The organism is Pleomorphomonas carboxyditropha (genome assembly GCF_002770725.1).
Classification (GTDB): Bacteria; Pseudomonadota; Alphaproteobacteria; order Rhizobiales; family Pleomorphomonadaceae; genus Pleomorphomonas; species Pleomorphomonas carboxyditropha.
In genome coordinates this window covers 39,474-56,392 of sequence record NZ_NQVN01000010.1, presented here as the reverse complement: position 1 = coordinate 56,392, position 16,919 = coordinate 39,474, and the positions used below count along the sequence as shown (strand labels likewise).

Sequence of the window (16,919 nt, the reverse complement as noted above, 5' to 3'; positions counted from 1 at the left end):
TTATAAGGCCTCGCCGTCACTTACGTCACACCGCCATCGAGGTTCCCAGTCGGAACCGGAATAGGCCATGCAAAACGCGCATGCCGGCCTTATCCGGCTTGCATGGCGACACGCGACAACCGTCGCGCGCCGCTCAGGCGGACCGCGCCGCCACGGTTCGCTCCGCCAGGACCTGACGGTTGAGCGGCTTCTGTGCCAGCGCGTCGAGAATGCGCGGCGTGGCGATCAGCGTCGCCCGCTCCTTGGCGTCCAGGAAGGAAACCCCCTCCTCGACGGTCTCGGCCTCGCCGATCTTGGCCAGCGCCAGCGCCGACACCGGATCGACGCGGCCGGGCGGCCGCGGCGCCATCCGGTCGACCAGCGCCAGATGCTGCATCAAGAGGTCGGAATCGGCGACGATGTCGACCAGGCTGGGCGTGGCGGCGACCGCCTCGACATAGGCCGGCCGGGCCTCGTCCATGCGTCCCTGGATGCCGGGCCGTTGGCGTTCCTCGGGAATCCTCAGAAGGCCCAGCCATTTCACGAAGCGGCCGACGGCATTGGAGCCGGTGAGACCGGAGATCGGCACGGCGAACACCATGCCGAGAATCGCCGGCGACAGCCAGGCGAACAGCACCCAGCTATCGGCGATCGCCGCCCAGGCCAGCGCGAGGCCGGCCAGCATGTGCCAGCGGTGGCGGACGAAGAGATCGCTGAGCGGCAAACCGCCGTCGTCGCGCCGCTGCGGCTTCCAGCCGGCGTCGCGGTGCAGCACGATTTCGGTCACGGCGCCGGTCTGGATCAGCATCATGATCGGCGCCACCAGCGCCGAAACGACCACTTCGAAGAGGAACGACAGGATAAGGCCGAGGAAGCCGCCCGCCGCCTTGCGGTCGCGCGAGTTGAAGAAGAAGGCGAGAAGGCCCAGCACCTTGGGCAGGAACAGCACGCCCATGGTGAGCGCGAACAGCGCCAGCGCCCGCTCGGCGTCGATGCGCGGCCACGACGGGAACAACTGGAACTCGTCCTTGAAATATTCCGGCCGGATGTAGTGGGCCTGCAGCGTCAGCGCCAGACCGGAGAGGATCAGCAGCAGCCACAAGGGCGAGGCGAGATAGCTCATGATGCCGGTGAGGATGTGCGAGCGCGACACCCAGTGCAGGCCCCGCCCGCCGATCACCTTCAGGTGCTGCAGATTGCCCTGGCACCAGCGGCGATCGCGGATGGCGAGATCGACCAGCGACGGCGGGCTTTCCTCGTAGGAACCGGAGAGGTCGTCGGCGATGATGACGTTCCAGCCGGCGCGGCGGATCAGCGCCGCCTCGACGAAGTCGTGGCTCATGATGTGGCCGCCGAACGGCGGCTTGCCGCTGAGCTCCGGCAGCCCGGCCGAATTCAGGAAGGCCTCGGTGCGGATGATGGCGTTGTGGCCCCAGAAATTGCCTTCCTTCTGCACCCACCAGGACAGGCCGGTGCCGACCACCGGCCCGTAGACCCGGCCGGCGAATTGCTGCAGCCGCGCCATCACCGTCGTGCCGTTGACCAGCGTCGGGATGGTCTGGATGAGGCCGGCGTCGGGGTCGGCCTCCATCCGGCGCGCCAGTTCGATGATGGTGCGCCCTTCCATCAGGCTGTCGGCGTCGAGTACCAGGAGGTGGTCGTAGGCGCTCGCCCAGCGCTTGCAGAAGTCGCCGACGTTGCCGGCCTTCTTGGCAGTGTTGTTGCGCCGCCGCCGGTAGTAGACGCGGGTGAAGCCGCCGATGCGCTCGCGGGCGGCGAGCAAGGCCGCCTCCTCCTGCAGCACCACCTCGGGATCGGTGGTGTCGGCCAGCACGAACCAGTCGAAGGCGTGGCTCTGGCCGAGCGCCTCGACGTCGCGGGCCATCGCCTCGATGGCGGCGAAGATGCGCGAGGGATCCTCGTTGTAGGTCGGCATCAGCATGGCTGTGCGCTTGCGCAGCGGCTCGTCCGACCAGGGCGCCGGCCGGGCGAACCGCCGGCCGACCAGCTTCAGAAAGCCGAAGACGGAGGCCACCGAGGACAGGGCGATCCAGGCGAAGGTGATGATGAACAGGCCGAGCACGACGCGTTCGATGGGCGTCAGGTCGCCGAGCGCCAGCACCGCGTACATCTCGCTCGCGGCATAGGCGAGCAGCGCCGCCGTGCCGCCGATCACCGCGAAACGCTTGAGGAACGACGAGCGGCTCTGGGGGTTGACCAGGCGGCGGCGCCCCTTGCGGCGGAAGCGTCTCAGATCCTGCGCCGGCATGTCGGCCGGATGTTCCGGCGGCATGCCGGGAGCGTACCGCCCGTTGACGGCGACGTCGCGAATTATGCTGTCCATCGGAAGGCCCAGGTCTCGGCCGTCTGCCCCGATTCGAAGGCAAGGGCCGCCGTGAGCTCGATCAGGGTCTCGTTTTGCGGATCGAGCTCGAAGGTGAGGCGCATGCCGCGGGTTTCGGGATTGGCGATGACGACGACGTTCTTCACCGTGCCCTTGGAAGCCTGCACCGACGCCTTGGCGGTCCCGAGCTTGGCCGGGTCGACTTCCTCGTAGAAGCCATAGTCGATGACGAACAGCCGCACCGGCGTCGGTCCGCCGACACCGGCCCGGCCCGACCGGGTGGCCGCGACATAGGCGGCGCCGGCCGACAACGTCGGATCGCCGCCCCAGAACAGGCGGTAGGCGAAGAAAAACTCGGTGCCGGCCGGAATCTTGTCCTGCGGCGCCCAGTAGGCGACGATGTTGTCGTGAATTTCCGAGTTGGTGGGAATTTCCACCAGCGTCACCGCGCCGGCGCCCCAGTCGCCCACCGGCTCGATCCACAGCGATGGCCGCCGCTGATAAGCGGCTTCGAGATCCTGGTAGGACAGGAAGCTGCGGTCGCGCTGGATGAGGCCGAAGCCGCGCGGGCTGCGGTCCTGGAAGGCGGAAATCTGCAGCTCTTTCGGATTGGCCAGCGGCCGCCACCAGCGGTCGCCGCGGCCGGTGACCATCAGAAGGCCGTCCGAATCGTGCACCTCCGGCCGGAAATCGTCGATTTCCGTACGGCCGTTGGCCGAGAAGTAGAACATCGAGGTGCCCGGCGCCAGGCCGACCTTCTCAAGGTCGGCGCGCGGGAACAGTTGCGCCTCGACGTCGATGGTGGTCGGCAGTCCCGGCCGAATGGTGAAGCGGTAGGCGCCGGATACCGAGGGACTGTCGAGCAGCGCGTTGACGACGCAGGTGTCCGAGCCGGCGGCCGGCGTCTCCACCCAGAAGGCCCGGAACAGCGGAAACTCCTCGCCTTCGGGATCGGCGGTCTTGAGAGCCAGGCCGCGCGCCGACAGGCCGTAGGTCTGGTCCTTGCCCAGCGAACGGAAGTAGCTCGCCCCCTGGAACACCAGCACCTCGTCGAACACGTCGGGCTTGTTGAGCGGCGCGTGCAGGCGGAAGCCGGAGAAGCCGATGTCCTCGGCCGGGATCGGCTGCGGCACCAGCGGCCCGTAGTTGAACAGATTGGGGTCGTAGGGGACGTGCGTCGCCTGGCCGTTCTCGACCAGCGCCATCTCCACCGGCTCCTTGAAGTAGGAACCGCGATGGAAGAGCTGCATCTGGTAGGGCAATCCCTTGTCCGCCCAGATGGCCGCCTCGGGACGGAAGCGGATGTCGCGATACTGATCGTAGGTAAGGTTCTCGAGAATGGGCGGCAGGCTGGTGTCCGGCGCCTCGTAGGCCTTCTTGGCAAGGGCGCGGGCGATCTCGGCCACCGTCGAACGGGTGAACGGTCCGGTGACGGCGAACTGCTGCTGGGTCGCCGCCCGCGCTGCGACTGGCACGCCGGTCGCAACCACGACGGCGCCGACCGCCGTCAACGCTCGCGCCAAAAAGTCACGGCGATCAATCATGGGATTCCCGACAGAAAGGTCCACAGCGGCTCCACTCGTCATTCACATGGGCGCGGGAACAGCGGGCGAAACATAAAGTTCCCTCCAGGCCGCCACGGTGCGGCGCCGGCTTACCCGAATTCCCTAAAATGCCCTCTTACCCCGTTGGATTCCAACATGTCATGTGGATACCAGACCGACACGATGGTGCATAGAACCATACGCTGCCAGCCATCGAAATTATACAGCCTCGCCCGCATGCCCGCCATGATCGGCCGCCGTCTCGATGAGCTCCACCCCGGCCTCGGCGCATAGCCCCCGCACGCCCTCGCGCGGGCAACGATCGGTGACGAAGACGTCCACCTGGGCAACCGAGCCGATCCTGACCGGCGCGGTGCGTTCGAACTTGGTCTCGTCGGCCACCAGGATCACCCGGCGAGCATTGGCGATGATCGCCTGCGCCACTTTCACCTCGCGAAAATCGTAGTCGTAGAGCGCGCCGTCCTCGTCGATCGCCGATGCGCCGACGATGGCGAAATCCACCTTGAACTGGCGGATGAAGTCGACCGCCGCCTCGCCGATGATGCCGCCGTCGGCATGGCGCACCTGGCCGCCGGCGATCACCACGTCGATGCCCGAATAGGCGCGCATCAGGTTGGCGACATTGATGTTGTTGGTGATCACCATCAATCCGGAATGCTGCAGCAGCGCCTGCGCCACCGCCTCGGTGGTGGTGCCGATATTGATGAACAGCGACGCGTCGTTGGGAACGAGGGCGGCGGCGGCTTCGCCGATCGCCCGTTTCTCGGAAGCGGCGATCTGCCGCCGCGCCTCATAGCCGACGTTCTTCACCGTCGAGGCCAGCACGGCGCCGCCGTGCACGCGGGCGAGCAGTCGGCGGTCGCAGAGCTCGTTGAGATCCTTGCGGATGGTCTGCGGCGACACCTCGAAGCGCGCGGCGAGATCGTCGACCAGCACGCGACCGACCTCGCGGGCAAGCTCCAGGATGGCGTGTTGGCGGCCGATCAGCATGGCTTTCCAGGGACAGCGGTTGGCGGGCGGGTTTAGCGACGTATGGGAAAATCTTACGGCGGCAAAATGGCGAGCGGGGCCGATCGGCCGCCGAGCTTCTGGTATCTCTTGATCAATCGCTCCCTTTTGAGGCGCGACAGCCGTTCGATCCAGAACAGGCCGTCGAGCTGGTCGATCTCGTGCTGCAGCACGGCGGCGTGGAAGCCTTCCGCCTCCTCGACGCGGCCGGCGCCGTCGAGATCGGAATAGACGACGCGCACCGCCCGCGGCCGTTCGATTTCAGCACTCACGCCGGGCATGGAGACCGACCCTTCCTCGTTGACCATGGTCTCGGCGGAAGCCCATTCGATCACCGGGTTGACGTAGACGCGGACCGCCGCCCCGCCCGGCGGCCGGGCCGCGATCACCCGCCGCAGCACGCCGATATGCGAGGCGGCAAGGCCGACGGCCGGCGCCGCCTCGACGGCGGCGACGAGGTCGGCCGCCAGTTCGCCGAGCCCGCCGTCGAAGGCAACGACCGGCGCGGCGACGGCCCGAAGCCGCGGATCAGGATATGCCAGCAGGTTCGGCAGCGTCATGGCGGGAATCTCGCAACAGCATCAACAAAGTCTTACCATCGCTCTTTCGGGGAACTTCATAAGTAATAATATTTAATGGCAGCGGAATATTCATAATTCCTAACGGCCGTTCACCGCGAAAATCCCGAAGAAGCGCCATTTCCGCCAAGCTACTGTAAATGCGGCGCCGGCATGGTTGACGACCGGTGAACGAGGACGCGCCAACGGTTAACGGAAACCTGCCCGAAAGGAAAAAATTGCCGTCCGTCTCGGAACGAGGCCTTCAATCGGCACTGCTACAAGGCAGGCAATCGCGTTCAGGAGTTCCTGCAAGATGAAACGCCTTCTCGTCGCCGCGGCAGCCGCTTCCCTCCTCGTCGCTGCCTCCTCCACCGGCGCCTTCGCCTTCAATATGAACGTTCCGAAGTCGGTGGTCGTCGCGGCCATGACGGCGCCGACCGTCAGCTCCGCCGAGCGGACCTTCGTCTTTCCGCCGCTGACCTTCCTGTCGGTGGCCGGCGATTATGCCGCCCGCGTCCGCGCCGAGGTGATCGACGTGTTCGCCCCCGGCATCATCAGCGGCATCGGCGCCGCCTATCACCGCGCCCTCGGCGCGCCGGCCACCTCGGCCATACCGGAAGTCGTCGCCATCTGAATCCGGTCCGGCCGCTGGAACGCGGGCGGCCGAAAAGGATGATCCCCTCCATGTGGCCCCGGCGGCTGACCCCGCCGGGGCCAATTGCATGGGTCCGCCCCCGGCCCAACCTGCTGTCCCCGCGTTCCGGCGATCCGGCGCATCGCCTTTGCGATCAGAGTGTTCCATCCGGTCGGGAAATGCTCTAGGGTCCGCCTCATTCCATCGTCGCATTCGAGGCGAACCATGCATTATGTCGTCAGTTGCATCGACAAGGCGGGGCATCTTCCCGTCCGGCAGGCCAACCGCGCCGCCCATCTCGAATATGTCAAGGCCAACGCCGACACCATCCTGGTCGGCGGCCCCTATCTCGACGACGCCGGCAACATGATCGGCTCGCTGCTGATCACCGAGGCGGTCGATCTCAAGACGCTGCAGACCGTGCTGGCCGAGGATCCCTATGCCCGGGCCGGCCTGTTCGAGAGCGTCGACATCAAGCCGTGGAAATGGGCGATCGGCGCGCCCGGCTGACGCCGCCGCCACGCCGCGACGGGGAGCGCCCATGGCCCACTGGCTGTTCAAGTCCGAACCCTTCAAGTTTTCCTTCGCCGACCTCAAGGCAAGGGGCGATGCCGGCACCGAATGGGACGGCGTGCGCAACTATCTCGCCCGCAACAACATGCGGGCCATGCAGGTGGGCGACCAGGGCTTCTTCTACCATTCCAACGAGGGCCTCGCCGTCGTCGGCATCTGCGAGGTGATCGCTCCGTCCCACCCCGACAGCACCAGCGCCGATCCGCGCTGGGACTGCGTCGACGTGCGGGCGGTCCGCGACCTCAAGCGCCCGGTCACGCTCGCCGAAATCAAGGCGGAGCCGTCGCTGTCCAAGATGAGCCTGGTCACCTCGATGCGCCTTTCGGTTCAGCCGGTGACCGACGAGGAATGGGAAACCGTCCTCGCCATGGCCGGACGGTGAGCGATCTTTCCCGCGAGCGCGCCTTCGTCCTGCGCGAGACCCGCTCCAAAGCGCCGCCGCTGATCCCGGAAATTCGACTGCGGCTCGCCGACGAGGCGATGGACCTCTGGCAGGCCACCGAGGCGGACCTCGGCCGGGCCGGCCTGCCGCCGCCCTTTTGGGCCTTCGCCTGGGCCGGCGGCCAAGCGCTCGCCCGCCACGTGCTCGACCATCCGGAGATCGTCCGCGGCGCCCGCGTGCTCGATTTCGCCGCCGGTTCCGGCATCGTCGCCATCGCCGCCAAGCTCGCCGGCGCCCGCGACGTCGTCGCGGCCGACATCGACGCCTACGCCCGGGCCGCCATCCTGATCAACGCCGGCGACAACGGCGTGGCCGTCACCGCGCCGGACACGGATTTTCTCGATCGCGGCGCCGCCGGCTTCGACGTCGTTCTGGCCGGCGACGTGTTCTACGAGCGGCCTATGGCCGCCCGCGTCGAGCCCTTCCTGCGCGCGGCGCAGGCGGCGGGCGCCGCCGTGCTGTTCGGCGACCCCGGCCGCGCCTATCTGCCGGCTACCGGCATCGCGCCGCTTGCCAGCTACGAGGTGCCGGTGCCGCGCGCCATCGAGGACCGCGACGTCAGAACCACCCGCGTCTGGCGCTTCGCCTGATCAAGCCCGGCCCGCATCGGCCCAATTAGCCGGGCGGCTAATGGATTTACGTGTTTTGACGGACCATAGTGCAGCCGATTGCCGTTTGGCCGAGGAGGGCCCGACGCGACGGAGGTTCCGCACATGTCCGGTGGTGAGGTGTTCGAGGTGCCGGCGGCGCTTGCCGCATCGGCCTTTATCGACAACGACAAGTATCTGGAGCTCTACAAGCGCTCCATCGACGATCCCGACGCCTTCTGGGCGTCGATGGCCGGCCGGCTCGACTGGATCAAGCCCTTCACGCGGGTGAAGAACACGTCCTACGATCCACATCACGTGTCGATCCGCTGGTACGAGGACGGCATTCTCAACGCCGCCTACAACTGCGTCGACCGCCACGCCGATCGCACGCCGGACAAGGTGGCGATCCTGTGGGAGGGCGACGACCCCGCCGAGCAGCGCGCCATCACCTATCGCGAGCTCCAGGAGGAGGTCTGCCGCTTCGCCAACGTGCTGAAGACGGCCGGCGTCCGGCGCGGCGACCGCGTCACCATCTACCTGCCGATGATTCCCGAGGCCGCCTTCGCCATGCTGGCCGCCGCCCGCATCGGCGCCGTCCACTCGGTGGTGTTCGCCGGCTTCTCGCCCGACAGCCTGGCCGGCCGCATCCGCGACGCTGGCAGCGCGCTGGTCATCACCGCCGACGAGGGCGTGCGCGGCGGCCGCAAGGTGCCGCTCAAGGCCAATGTCGATGCCGCGCTGGAAAAATGCCCCGGCGTTTCCAAGGTCCTGGTGGTGCGGCGCACCGGCCGGCCGGTCGCCATGCAGGAGGGACGCGACGTCTACTATGACGACGCGGCCGAGGGCGTCGCCGCCGACTGCCCGGTGTCGCCGATGGGCGCCGAGGACCCGCTGTTCATCCTCTACACCTCCGGCTCCACCGGCAGCCCCAAGGGCGTGCTGCACACCACCGGCGGCTACCTGGTCTATGCCTCGCTCACCCATCAGTGGGTGTTCGACTGCCACGACGACGACATCTACTGGTGCACCGCCGACGTCGGCTGGGTGACCGGCCACTCCTACGTCCTTTACGGCCCGCTCGCCAACGGTGCGACGACGCTGATGTTCGAGGGCGTGCCGAGCCATCCCGACCCGTCGCGCTTCTGGGAAGTGATCGACCGCCACAAGGTGACGATCTTCTACACCGCCCCGACGGCCATCCGCTCGTTGATGGCGCATGGCGAGGAAGCGGTGAAGCGCACGTCGCGGGCCTCGCTGCGCATCCTCGGCACGGTCGGCGAGCCGATCAACCCGGAGGCCTGGCTCTGGTACTACCACGTGGTCGGCAACAACCGCTGCCCGATCGTCGATACCTGGTGGCAGACCGAGACCGGCGGCATCCTGATCACGCCGCTGCCCGGCGCCACCCGCCTGAAGCCGGGATCGGCGACGCGGCCGTTCTTCGGCGTCGAGCCGGCCATCGTCGACGCGCTCGGCAACGTCCTGGACGGCCCGGCCGAGGGCAATCTCGTGCTGCTCACCAGTTGGCCCGGCCAGATGCGCACCGTCTACGGCGATCACGACCGCTTCGTGCAGACCTATTTCTCCACCTACAAGGGCATGTATTTCACCGGCGACGGCGCCCGGCGCGACGAGGACGGCTACTACTGGATCACCGGCCGCGTCGACGACGTCATCAACGTCGCCGGCCATCGCATGGGCACGGCGGAAGTGGAGAGCGCGCTGGTCGCCCATCCGAAGGTGGCGGAAGCCGCCGTCGTCGGCTACCCGCACGACATCAAGGGACAGGGCATCTACGCCTATGTGACGCTGATGGAGGGGGAGACGCCGACCGACACCTTGGCCACCGAGCTGACGCAATGGGTCAGGAAGGAGATCGGCCCGATCGCCTCGCCCGACAAGATCCAGTTCGCGGTCGGGCTGCCGAAGACCCGCTCGGGCAAGATCATGCGCCGCATCCTCAGGAAAATCGCCGAGGACGACTTCGGCTCGCTCGGCGACACCTCGACGCTGGCCGATCCTTCCGTGGTGACCGACCTGATCGACCACCGCCAGAACCGCCACGTGTGAGGAGGTATCAGCCGCCACCGATCAGGATGCCGGCGGCCAGCACCAGCGCGCCGCCGATCACCACCTGGATCACCGCCCGGAAGAACGGCGTTTCCATGTAGCGGTTCTGAATGCCGGCGATCGCCCACAGCTCGACGAAGACGATGACCAGCGCCATCGCCGTCGCCAGCCGGAAATTCGGCACCAGATAGGGAAGCGCGTGGCCGAGGCCGCCGATCGCCGTCATGATGCCGGAGGCAAGGCCGCGCTTGATCGGCGAGCCGCGGCCGGAGATGACGCCGTCGTCGTGGGCGGCCTCGGTGAAGCCCATGGAAATGCCGGCGCCGACCGAGGCGGCGAGCGCCACCTGGAAGGTCGTCCAGGAATCCTGCGTGGCGAAGGCCGTCGCGAAGATCGGCGCCAGCGTCGACACCGAGCCGTCCATCAGGCCGGCGAGGCCCGGCTGCACATAGGTGAGGATGAACTGGCGGCGAGCGACCATCGCCTCTTCCTGCTCGGCCGACGGTCCGACGTTCTCCTCGCGGGCGATCTCGGCGCCTTCCATGTGGTGGCGCTCCTGCTCGGCGAGATCGCCGAGCAGACGGCGGGCGCCGGCATCCGACACCCGCTTGGCCGCCTCCGCGTAGAAAGCGTAGGCCTGCGCCTCCATGCGCGCCGCTTCCTCGCGGATGCGCTCGATGCCGAGGTTCTCGACGAGCCATATCGGCTGGCGGGCATAATAGCCGGCCACGTGCTCGCGGCGGATCAGCGGAATCACCGGCCCGAACAGCCGCTGGTGCTCGGCGATCAGGAAACGGCGGTGGCCGTCCTCGTCCTTGACCATCTCGTCGAACATCGCCGCCGTCGCCGGATAGTCCTTGCGCAGCTTTTCGGCGTAGCTCGCGTAGATGCGGGCATCGTCCTCCTCGCTGGAGATGGCCAGCGCCAGGATTTCCTGCTCGTTGAGGTCGGAAAACCGGCGGCGGCCGCCGAGGGCATTGAACATGATGTGCTCCGGGCGGCCGGCCGTTCTCTCAGGGCCTGAAGTGGCGCATGATATTGTCCGAAAAGTCCGCAACTTTTCGGCATCATGCTCAGTGCCGGAAGTGACGCATGCCGGTGAACACCATGGCGATGCCGGCCTTGTCGGCGGCGGCGATCACCTCGGCGTCGTGGATGGAGCCACCCGGCTGGATGGCGGCGGTGGCGCCGGCGGCGATCGCCGATTCGAGGCCGTCGGCGAACGGGAAGAAGGCGTCGGAGGCGACCACCCCGCTCTTGGCGAGCGAGTCCGCAAGACCGGCCGCTTCCGCCGCCTCGCCGGCGCGGATGGCGGCGATGCGCGCCGAATCGACGCGGTTCATCTGGCCGGCGCCGATGCCGGCGGTGGCGCCATCCTTCACGTAGACGATGGCGTTGGACTTGACGTGCTTGCACACCTTGAAGGCGAACAGCAGGTCGGCAAGCTCGGCGTCGGTCGGCGCCCGCTTGGTCACCACCTTGAGGTCGGCGGCGGTGACGACGCCGTTGTCGCGCGACTGGACCAGCAGGCCGCCGGCCACCGTCTTCGCCGTGATGCCCGGCGCCTTCGGGTCGGGCAGGCCGCCGGTGACCAGCAGGCGCAGGTTCTTCTTGGCGCCGACGATGGCGATCGCCTCATCGGTGGCCGACGGGGCGATGATCACCTCGGTGAAGATCTCGACGATCTTCTTGGCCGTGTCGGCGTCGAGCGTGCCGTTCAGCGCCACGATGCCGCCGAAGGCCGAAACGGGATCGCAGCGATGCGCCTTGGTATAGGCCTCGAGCAGCGTCGCGCCGGTGGCGACGCCGCAGGGGTTGGCGTGCTTGATGATGGCAACGGCCGGCACCGCCGGGTCGAACTCGGCCACCAGCTCGAAGGCGGCGTCGGTGTCGTTGATGTTGTTGTAGCTGAGCACCTTGCCCTGGAGCTGCGTCGCCGTGGAGACGCCGGGGCGGATCTCGGTCGAGCGGTAGAAGCGGGCCCACTGGTGCGGGTTCTCGCCGTAGCGCATGTCCTGGGCGAGCTTGCCGCCGACCGCGACGAAATCGCCGGTCTTGCCGCCGAGCACGCCGGCGAACCAGCCAGAGATCGCCGCGTCATAGGCGCCGGTGCGGGCATAGGCCTTGGCGGCGAGCCGCCGGCGGGTGTCGAAGGTGACGCCGCCCCGATCCATTTCGGCGATCACGCTGTCGTAGTCGGCCGGCTCGACCAGCACCGTGACGTAGGCGTGGTTCTTCGAGGCGGCGCGGATCATGGCGGGGCCGCCGATGTCGATGTTCTCGATGGTCTCCTCATAGCCGGCGCCGCGCGCCACCGTCTCCTCGAAGGGGTAGAGATTGACCACCAGGATATCGATCGGGAGGATGCCGTGGTCGGCCATCGCCTTGGCATGACCGGCGTCGTCGCGGACGGCGAGAAGGCCACCGTGCACCTTGGGGTGCAGCGTCTTGACGCGACCGTCCATGATCTCCGGGAAACCGGTGAAATCGGCCACTTCCGTGACGGGAACGCCGGCATCGCTCAGGAGCTTCTTCGAGCCGCCGGTGGTCAGCAGCTCGACGCCGCGGTCCGCGAGGGCGCGGGCGAACTCGACGAGGCCCGTCTTGTCGGAAACGGAAAGCAGCGCGCGCTTGGGGGCGACGCGATCGGGATGGCCAGCCATGGGGATGTCTCCGGGAGTGGGGATGGCGGCGCGATAGCACGAAAGGCCGCCGCGCGGAACCCGCGCCCAATCGATTTGGGCTGGCAATTGCCTCTTTGTGCGCCGAAAACCGGCGATCAGTTGCCGGCGAACAGATCCGGACCCAGCCGGGTGTCACGGCCGCGCGACCGGCCGCGCTGCCCTTCGGCGGTGCGGGTCAGCGCCCAGGCCACCTCGGGCGTCACCCGCGCCCGCCCCGGCAGCACGATCTGCAGGCTCTTGCGGCGGCCAAGGGTGTCGGACAGGAACACGCTGTCCTCGAGCTCCGGCGCGATCAGGCCGCAGGTGAACGTCCAGGCCTCGCCATCGGGCGCCACCAGCAGCACGTCGCCGCCGGCGGTGCGGTTGGCCCGGATCAGGGGGTGCAGGTGGAAGCGGATGGCGAAGCGGTCGTGGCGCGGCTTGCGGCCGGCGAAGGTCAGCCGGTCGGAGCCGACGATCTCGCCGCCGTCGATGCGCAGGACCAGCCGCCGCTCGTGGATGGCGCCGAACCGGCCGGCGTAGCCGTCGTGGCTCGCCACCAGGGCGATGACGTCGTCGCGGTCCTCGCGGGCCACCGGCACGTCGCGCGGACCGTCGATCATCACCGATCCCAGCCGGCGCACCAGCCGCGGCGTATCGAGGAAGACGCCGGAGGACATGTCTTCCAGCGACAGCGTCGAATGGGCCGGCGTCGAGCGGGCGGCCGCGTGCCAGCGCGGATCGTCGGCGGCGCCGCAGTTGACGATGAAGCGGTTGGGACCGCTCGACATCTCGAAGGAAAGACAGCCGGCATGCGCCTTCTGGCTGACGCCGACCGGCGGGACAGGGCCGGCATCCATCAGCAGCACCGTGCCGCCGGCCTCCAGCCTCTGATAGCCGGAATGGCTGGCGTTCTCGACCGGCCGCCCGTGCGTGTCGTCATAGGCGTTGAGGGTGGCGAGCTGGCCGGCATGGCTGACGCTCATGCCGTTGAAATGCGGCAGGCTGCCGTCCGAATGGCGGAAGAAGCGCAGCATCGGCATCATGCGGTCGATGGCGACGATCAGCGCCTGCGGCGGGTTGACGCCCCGGTTGGAATAGGCCTGGCGCAGCGGCAGCAGGTCGGTCAGGAGGTCGGCGATCACCGACGGGTCGCGACTGATGTGGCCGCCGTCCGGCAGGATCTGGCGACGCAGCTCCTGCTCGAGCCTGAGGCCGGCCTGGCGGGCGAGCCGGCCCTGGTTGTCGGCGGACAGCGCGAAGACCCCGACGGCCACGGCGGCGAGCAGGCGCGGATAGCCGTCGACGGCATCGGCCTGGCGGCCGCGCAGCCGCCGCACCTGCCGGACCAGCGAGCGCAGGAAGCGGCGATAGAAGGCGCGGTCGGCGTCCCTGAGGATCAGCGGCGACTGGGTGATCCAGGCGATCACCCGGCGGGCCATGTTCTCGGTCTCGTAGGCCTCTGGCGGCGCGTGCGCCTCCTGGGCGATCCAGTCGGCGACCAGCGCCCGGGCGTTCTGGCGGGCCAGCGCATTCTCGGCCGCCCTGAGGTGCCGCAGCCAGGAGAAGCCGTGCAAGGCCCGCGTCCATTCCGACGACGGCGACGGCATGTCGAAGGGCGAGCGGCCGCCGGTCTCCACCACCTTGCCGGCGAAGGTGTAAAGGCCGGCGTAGATGTCGGCGGCGACCGTCGGATCGGTCGTCCGGATATCCTGCGGGGCGATGACCAGTCGCTCGGGCGTCGAACCGGGCCAGCGCCAGCGCGAGAAGGGGCCGCGCTCGAGCGCCAGCACAAAGCGGCGCAGGGCCAGTTCGCCGGCGAACAGCACCAGCCGAGCCGTGCCGGCGACTTGTGCGCGCATCGTCAGGCCCCCTTTCGGTGCTGGAGCAAGAATCACTCGCCCTCCGGACGAACCGGAGGCGCTCATCACGGCATGAGACGCCCGGCTTGGTTACCAACTGGTGTGCGAAACCGATCAATTTTATAGCGAGATCGACCCGCGTCCGGCTTTCACTGGCGGCGCAGACGGGCGGCGAAGAAGCCGTCGAGGCCGGAAAGCCGGGCATCCTCCAGCTTGAGGTGCGACGGCAGGGTGCGGACGAAACCGTCGGGCGTGACGATCTCCTGCATGCCGAACAGCTCGTCGGCCGTCACCGGCACCACGTCGAGCGGCGCTTCGATCAGCCTCAACCGGCGAATCTGGTCCGGCCCTTCTTCCTGTTCCAGCGAGCAGGTGGAAAAGACCAGAAGGCCGCCCGGCCTGAGCATGCGGATCGCCTGATCGATCAGGCGGCGTTGCAGGGCGGCGAGCGTGGCCACGTCGGCCGGCTTCTTGCCGACCGCGCCGTCGGGATGGCGGCGCAGCGTGCCGGTCGCCGTGCACGGCGCGTCGAGCAGCACCATGTCGAAGGTGCCGCCGAGCCACTCGGTGGCGTCGGCCTTGACGAGGTTGGCCTTGAGGCCGAGCCGATAGAGGTTGCGCTCCAGGCGCTGCAGCCGGTGGAAGGATACGTCGAGGGCCGTGACGTCGGCGCCGAGCGCGGCGAGCTGGGCGGTCTTGCCGCCGGGCGCGGCGCAGAGGTCGACGACCTTCTTGCCCTTGACGTCGCCCAGGAGATGAACCGGCAGCGTGGCGGCGGCGTCCTGCACCCACCAGCCGCCCTCTTCGTAGCCGTCGATCTTCTCGACGGCGCCGGTGACGGGAAGCCGCACCGAGCCGTTGGGCAGCCTGATCCCGCCGAGCCGGGCGGCCCAGCCGTCGGGATCCGATTTGACGGTGAGGTCGAGCGTCGGCTCGATGGCATTCATGGCGGCGATATCGCGGGCGACGTCGGCGCCAAAGCTGGCGCTCCAGCGCTCCATTAGCCAGGCGGGCGTATTGAGGGCGATTGCGTCCTGCTCGGCGAGGATGGTCGCCTTGTTCTCGGAGACGCGGCGCAGCACGGCGTTGACGACGCCCTTGAACGGCGCGGCCGCCTTGTCGCCGCCGGCGAGCTCGACGCCGAGCGCCACGGCGGCGTGGTCGGCGACATCCATGAACAATATCTGGGCGGCCGAGACGGCGATCACCGCCTTGAGCGTGCCGGCGTCGTCGGGCAGCGGCCGGGTCAGGAAGCGGCCCACCGCGTCGTCGATCTGGCCGTGGCGGCGCAACGCGTAGCCGACGATGGCGCGGGCAAGCCCCCGGTCGCGCGGATCGAGCCGCTGATAGCGCTCGGCGGTCGCGCCGGTGTCGAGCAGCGCATCGAGCAGCCGGCCCTTCTGAACGCCGGCCACCAGGTCCACGGCGACGGCGCGCGCCTCGATGCCTTGCGGCCGCGGCGGACGGCGGCCGCCCTGCGGCGGGCGCCCGCCCTTGAAGGCGCCCTTCGGGCCGTCATGGGGGCGTGCCGGCCCGAATCCCTTGCCGGCTTTTCCGCCGCCCTTGCGGCCACTGTTGTCTGCGGTCATCCCCACGGTCCACGGTTCGACGGCCGTCCGGCGGAGCCGCTCCCGCCCCACGGGCCGCCCCGGGAACCGCGCGGGTTGGTCCAGGGACCATCCGCCACGGGTTCGGAGGCAGGCCGCCGGAAGCCGCCGCCATCCGCCATCGCCATCAGGGCGCGGATGCGGTTGCCGGTATCCGGGTGGGTCGAAAACAGGTTGTCCATCCTGGCGCCGGACAGCGGATTGATGATGAACAGATGCGCCGTAGCAGGATTTTGCTCCGCTGTCATGTTCGGCACGCGACGGGCCGCGCCGGCGATCTTGTCGAGCGCCGAGGCGAGCGCCAGCGGATTGCCGGAGATTTCGGCGCCGCGCCGGTCGGCGGCGTATTCACGCGTCCGCGAAATCGCCATCTGCACCAGCATGGCGGCGAGCGGCGCCACGATGGCGGCGAGAATCACGCCGATGCCGCCGAGCGGGCTGCGGTTGTCGCTGCCGCGGTTCATCGAGCCGAAGAACAGGCCGAAATTGGCCAGCATCGAGATGGCGCCGGCAATCGTCGCCGTCACCGTCATGGTCAGCGTATCGCGGTTCTGCACATGGGAGAGCTCATGCGCCATGACGCCGGCGATCTCCTCGCGATCGAGCATCTGCAACAGGCCGGTGGTGGCGGCGACGGCGGCATGCTCGGGATCGCGGCCGGTGGCGAAGGCGTTGGGCTGCGGATTGTCGATGACGTAGACGGCCGGCATCGGCAGGCCGGCGTTGGCGGCAAGGCGCTCGACGATTCCATAATACTCCGGCGCGCTGGCCCGATCGACGCGACGGGCGCGGTGCATGGAGAGCACCATCTTGTCGGCGTTCCAGTAGGAGAAGAGATTCATGCCGGCGGCGACCACCAGCGCGATCAGCATGCCGCCCTGGCCGCCGATCAGGTAGCCGGCGGCCATGAAGATCGCCGTCATGGCGGCGAGGAGGAGGGAGGTCTTGAAGAAATTCATCTGTCCTTCCGGTCTCCGGCTGTTATGCTGAACCGGATTTCAGACAAACAAGATGGTATGCCG

At 68.4% G+C, this 16,919-nt stretch carries 14 protein-coding genes; 5 read left to right on the top strand and 9 right to left on the bottom strand.

The window, feature by feature from the left end; all coding sequences use genetic code 11:
• Nucleotides 1-133 precede the first annotated feature (133 nt).
• The 4 genes from mdoH to CJ014_RS15355 form a co-directional block, all read right to left on the bottom strand.
• Complete coding sequence (gene mdoH, locus CJ014_RS15370; protein WP_207765764.1) at nt 134-2,323, bottom strand: glucans biosynthesis glucosyltransferase MdoH; 2,190 nt, start codon at nt 2,321-2,323, stop codon at nt 134-136.
• A complete protein-coding gene (locus tag CJ014_RS15365) occupies nt 2,311-3,867 on the bottom strand; it encodes an OpgD/OpgG family glucan biosynthesis protein (protein WP_207765763.1) in 1,557 nt (518 codons plus the stop codon). Before CJ014_RS15365 ends, mdoH begins: the two co-directional genes overlap by 13 nt.
• Nucleotides 3,868-4,086: 219 nt before the next feature.
• Entirely contained in the window at nt 4,087-4,878 is a 792-nt protein-coding gene (locus CJ014_RS15360) for a DeoR/GlpR family DNA-binding transcription regulator (protein WP_100081367.1), read from the bottom strand.
• Nucleotides 4,879-4,931: 53 nt separating this feature from the next.
• A complete protein-coding gene (locus CJ014_RS15355; protein ID WP_100081366.1) occupies nt 4,932-5,456 on the bottom strand; it encodes a peptide deformylase in 525 nt (174 codons plus the stop codon).
• Nucleotides 5,457-5,769: 313 nt separating this feature from the next.
• Between CJ014_RS15355 and CJ014_RS15350 the strand changes: the two genes are divergently transcribed.
• The 5 genes from CJ014_RS15350 (at nt 5,770) to acs (ending at nt 9,765) form a co-directional block, all read left to right on the top strand.
• Nucleotides 5,770-6,090: a hypothetical protein gene (locus CJ014_RS15350; RefSeq protein WP_100081365.1), complete on the top strand. Its 321-nt coding sequence runs from the start codon at nt 5,770-5,772 to the stop codon at nt 6,088-6,090.
• Between the two features lie 225 nt (nt 6,091-6,315).
• Entirely contained in the window at nt 6,316-6,600 is a 285-nt protein-coding gene (locus CJ014_RS15345) for a YciI family protein (protein WP_100081364.1), read from the top strand.
• Nucleotides 6,601-6,631: 31 nt separating this feature from the next.
• On the top strand, nt 6,632-7,045 hold the full coding sequence (locus CJ014_RS15340; RefSeq protein ID WP_100081363.1) for an EVE domain-containing protein: 414 nt from the start codon (nt 6,632-6,634) through the stop codon (nt 7,043-7,045).
• Nucleotides 7,012-7,695, top strand: a complete 684-nt coding sequence (locus tag CJ014_RS15335) for a class I SAM-dependent methyltransferase (RefSeq protein WP_118847926.1) — start codon at nt 7,012-7,014, stop codon at nt 7,693-7,695. Before CJ014_RS15340 ends, CJ014_RS15335 begins: the two co-directional genes overlap by 34 nt.
• A 123-nt stretch (nt 7,696-7,818) precedes the next feature.
• A complete protein-coding gene (gene acs, locus CJ014_RS15330) occupies nt 7,819-9,765 on the top strand; it encodes an acetate--CoA ligase (RefSeq protein ID WP_100081361.1) in 1,947 nt (648 codons plus the stop codon).
• Nucleotides 9,766-9,772: 7 nt separating this feature from the next.
• Here the strand turns inward: acs and mbfA are convergent, their stop codons facing one another.
• From mbfA to htpX, 5 genes are all read right to left on the bottom strand, one after another.
• Nucleotides 9,773-10,750, bottom strand: coding sequence for an iron exporter MbfA (mbfA, locus tag CJ014_RS15325; RefSeq protein ID WP_100081360.1), 978 nt, complete (start codon nt 10,748-10,750; stop codon nt 9,773-9,775).
• A gap of 88 nt (nt 10,751-10,838) precedes the next feature.
• Nucleotides 10,839-12,428, bottom strand: a complete 1,590-nt coding sequence (gene purH, locus CJ014_RS15320; protein WP_100081359.1) for a bifunctional phosphoribosylaminoimidazolecarboxamide formyltransferase/IMP cyclohydrolase — start codon at nt 12,426-12,428, stop codon at nt 10,839-10,841.
• Nucleotides 12,429-12,544: 116 nt separating this feature from the next.
• Nucleotides 12,545-14,290 carry a heparinase II/III family protein gene (locus CJ014_RS15315; RefSeq protein WP_165790851.1) on the bottom strand — a complete coding sequence of 582 codons (1,746 nt, stop codon included), beginning with the start codon at nt 14,288-14,290 and terminating at the stop codon, nt 12,545-12,547.
• A 149-nt stretch (nt 14,291-14,439) separates the two neighbouring features.
• Entirely contained in the window at nt 14,440-15,879 is a 1,440-nt protein-coding gene (locus tag CJ014_RS15310; protein WP_100081357.1) for an RsmB/NOP family class I SAM-dependent RNA methyltransferase, read from the bottom strand.
• On the bottom strand, nt 15,876-16,856 hold the full coding sequence (gene htpX / locus CJ014_RS15305) for a zinc metalloprotease HtpX (protein WP_100081356.1): 981 nt from the start codon (nt 16,854-16,856) through the stop codon (nt 15,876-15,878). The genes CJ014_RS15310 and htpX overlap by 4 nt, the downstream gene beginning before the upstream one ends.
• Nucleotides 16,857-16,919 lie beyond the last annotated feature (63 nt).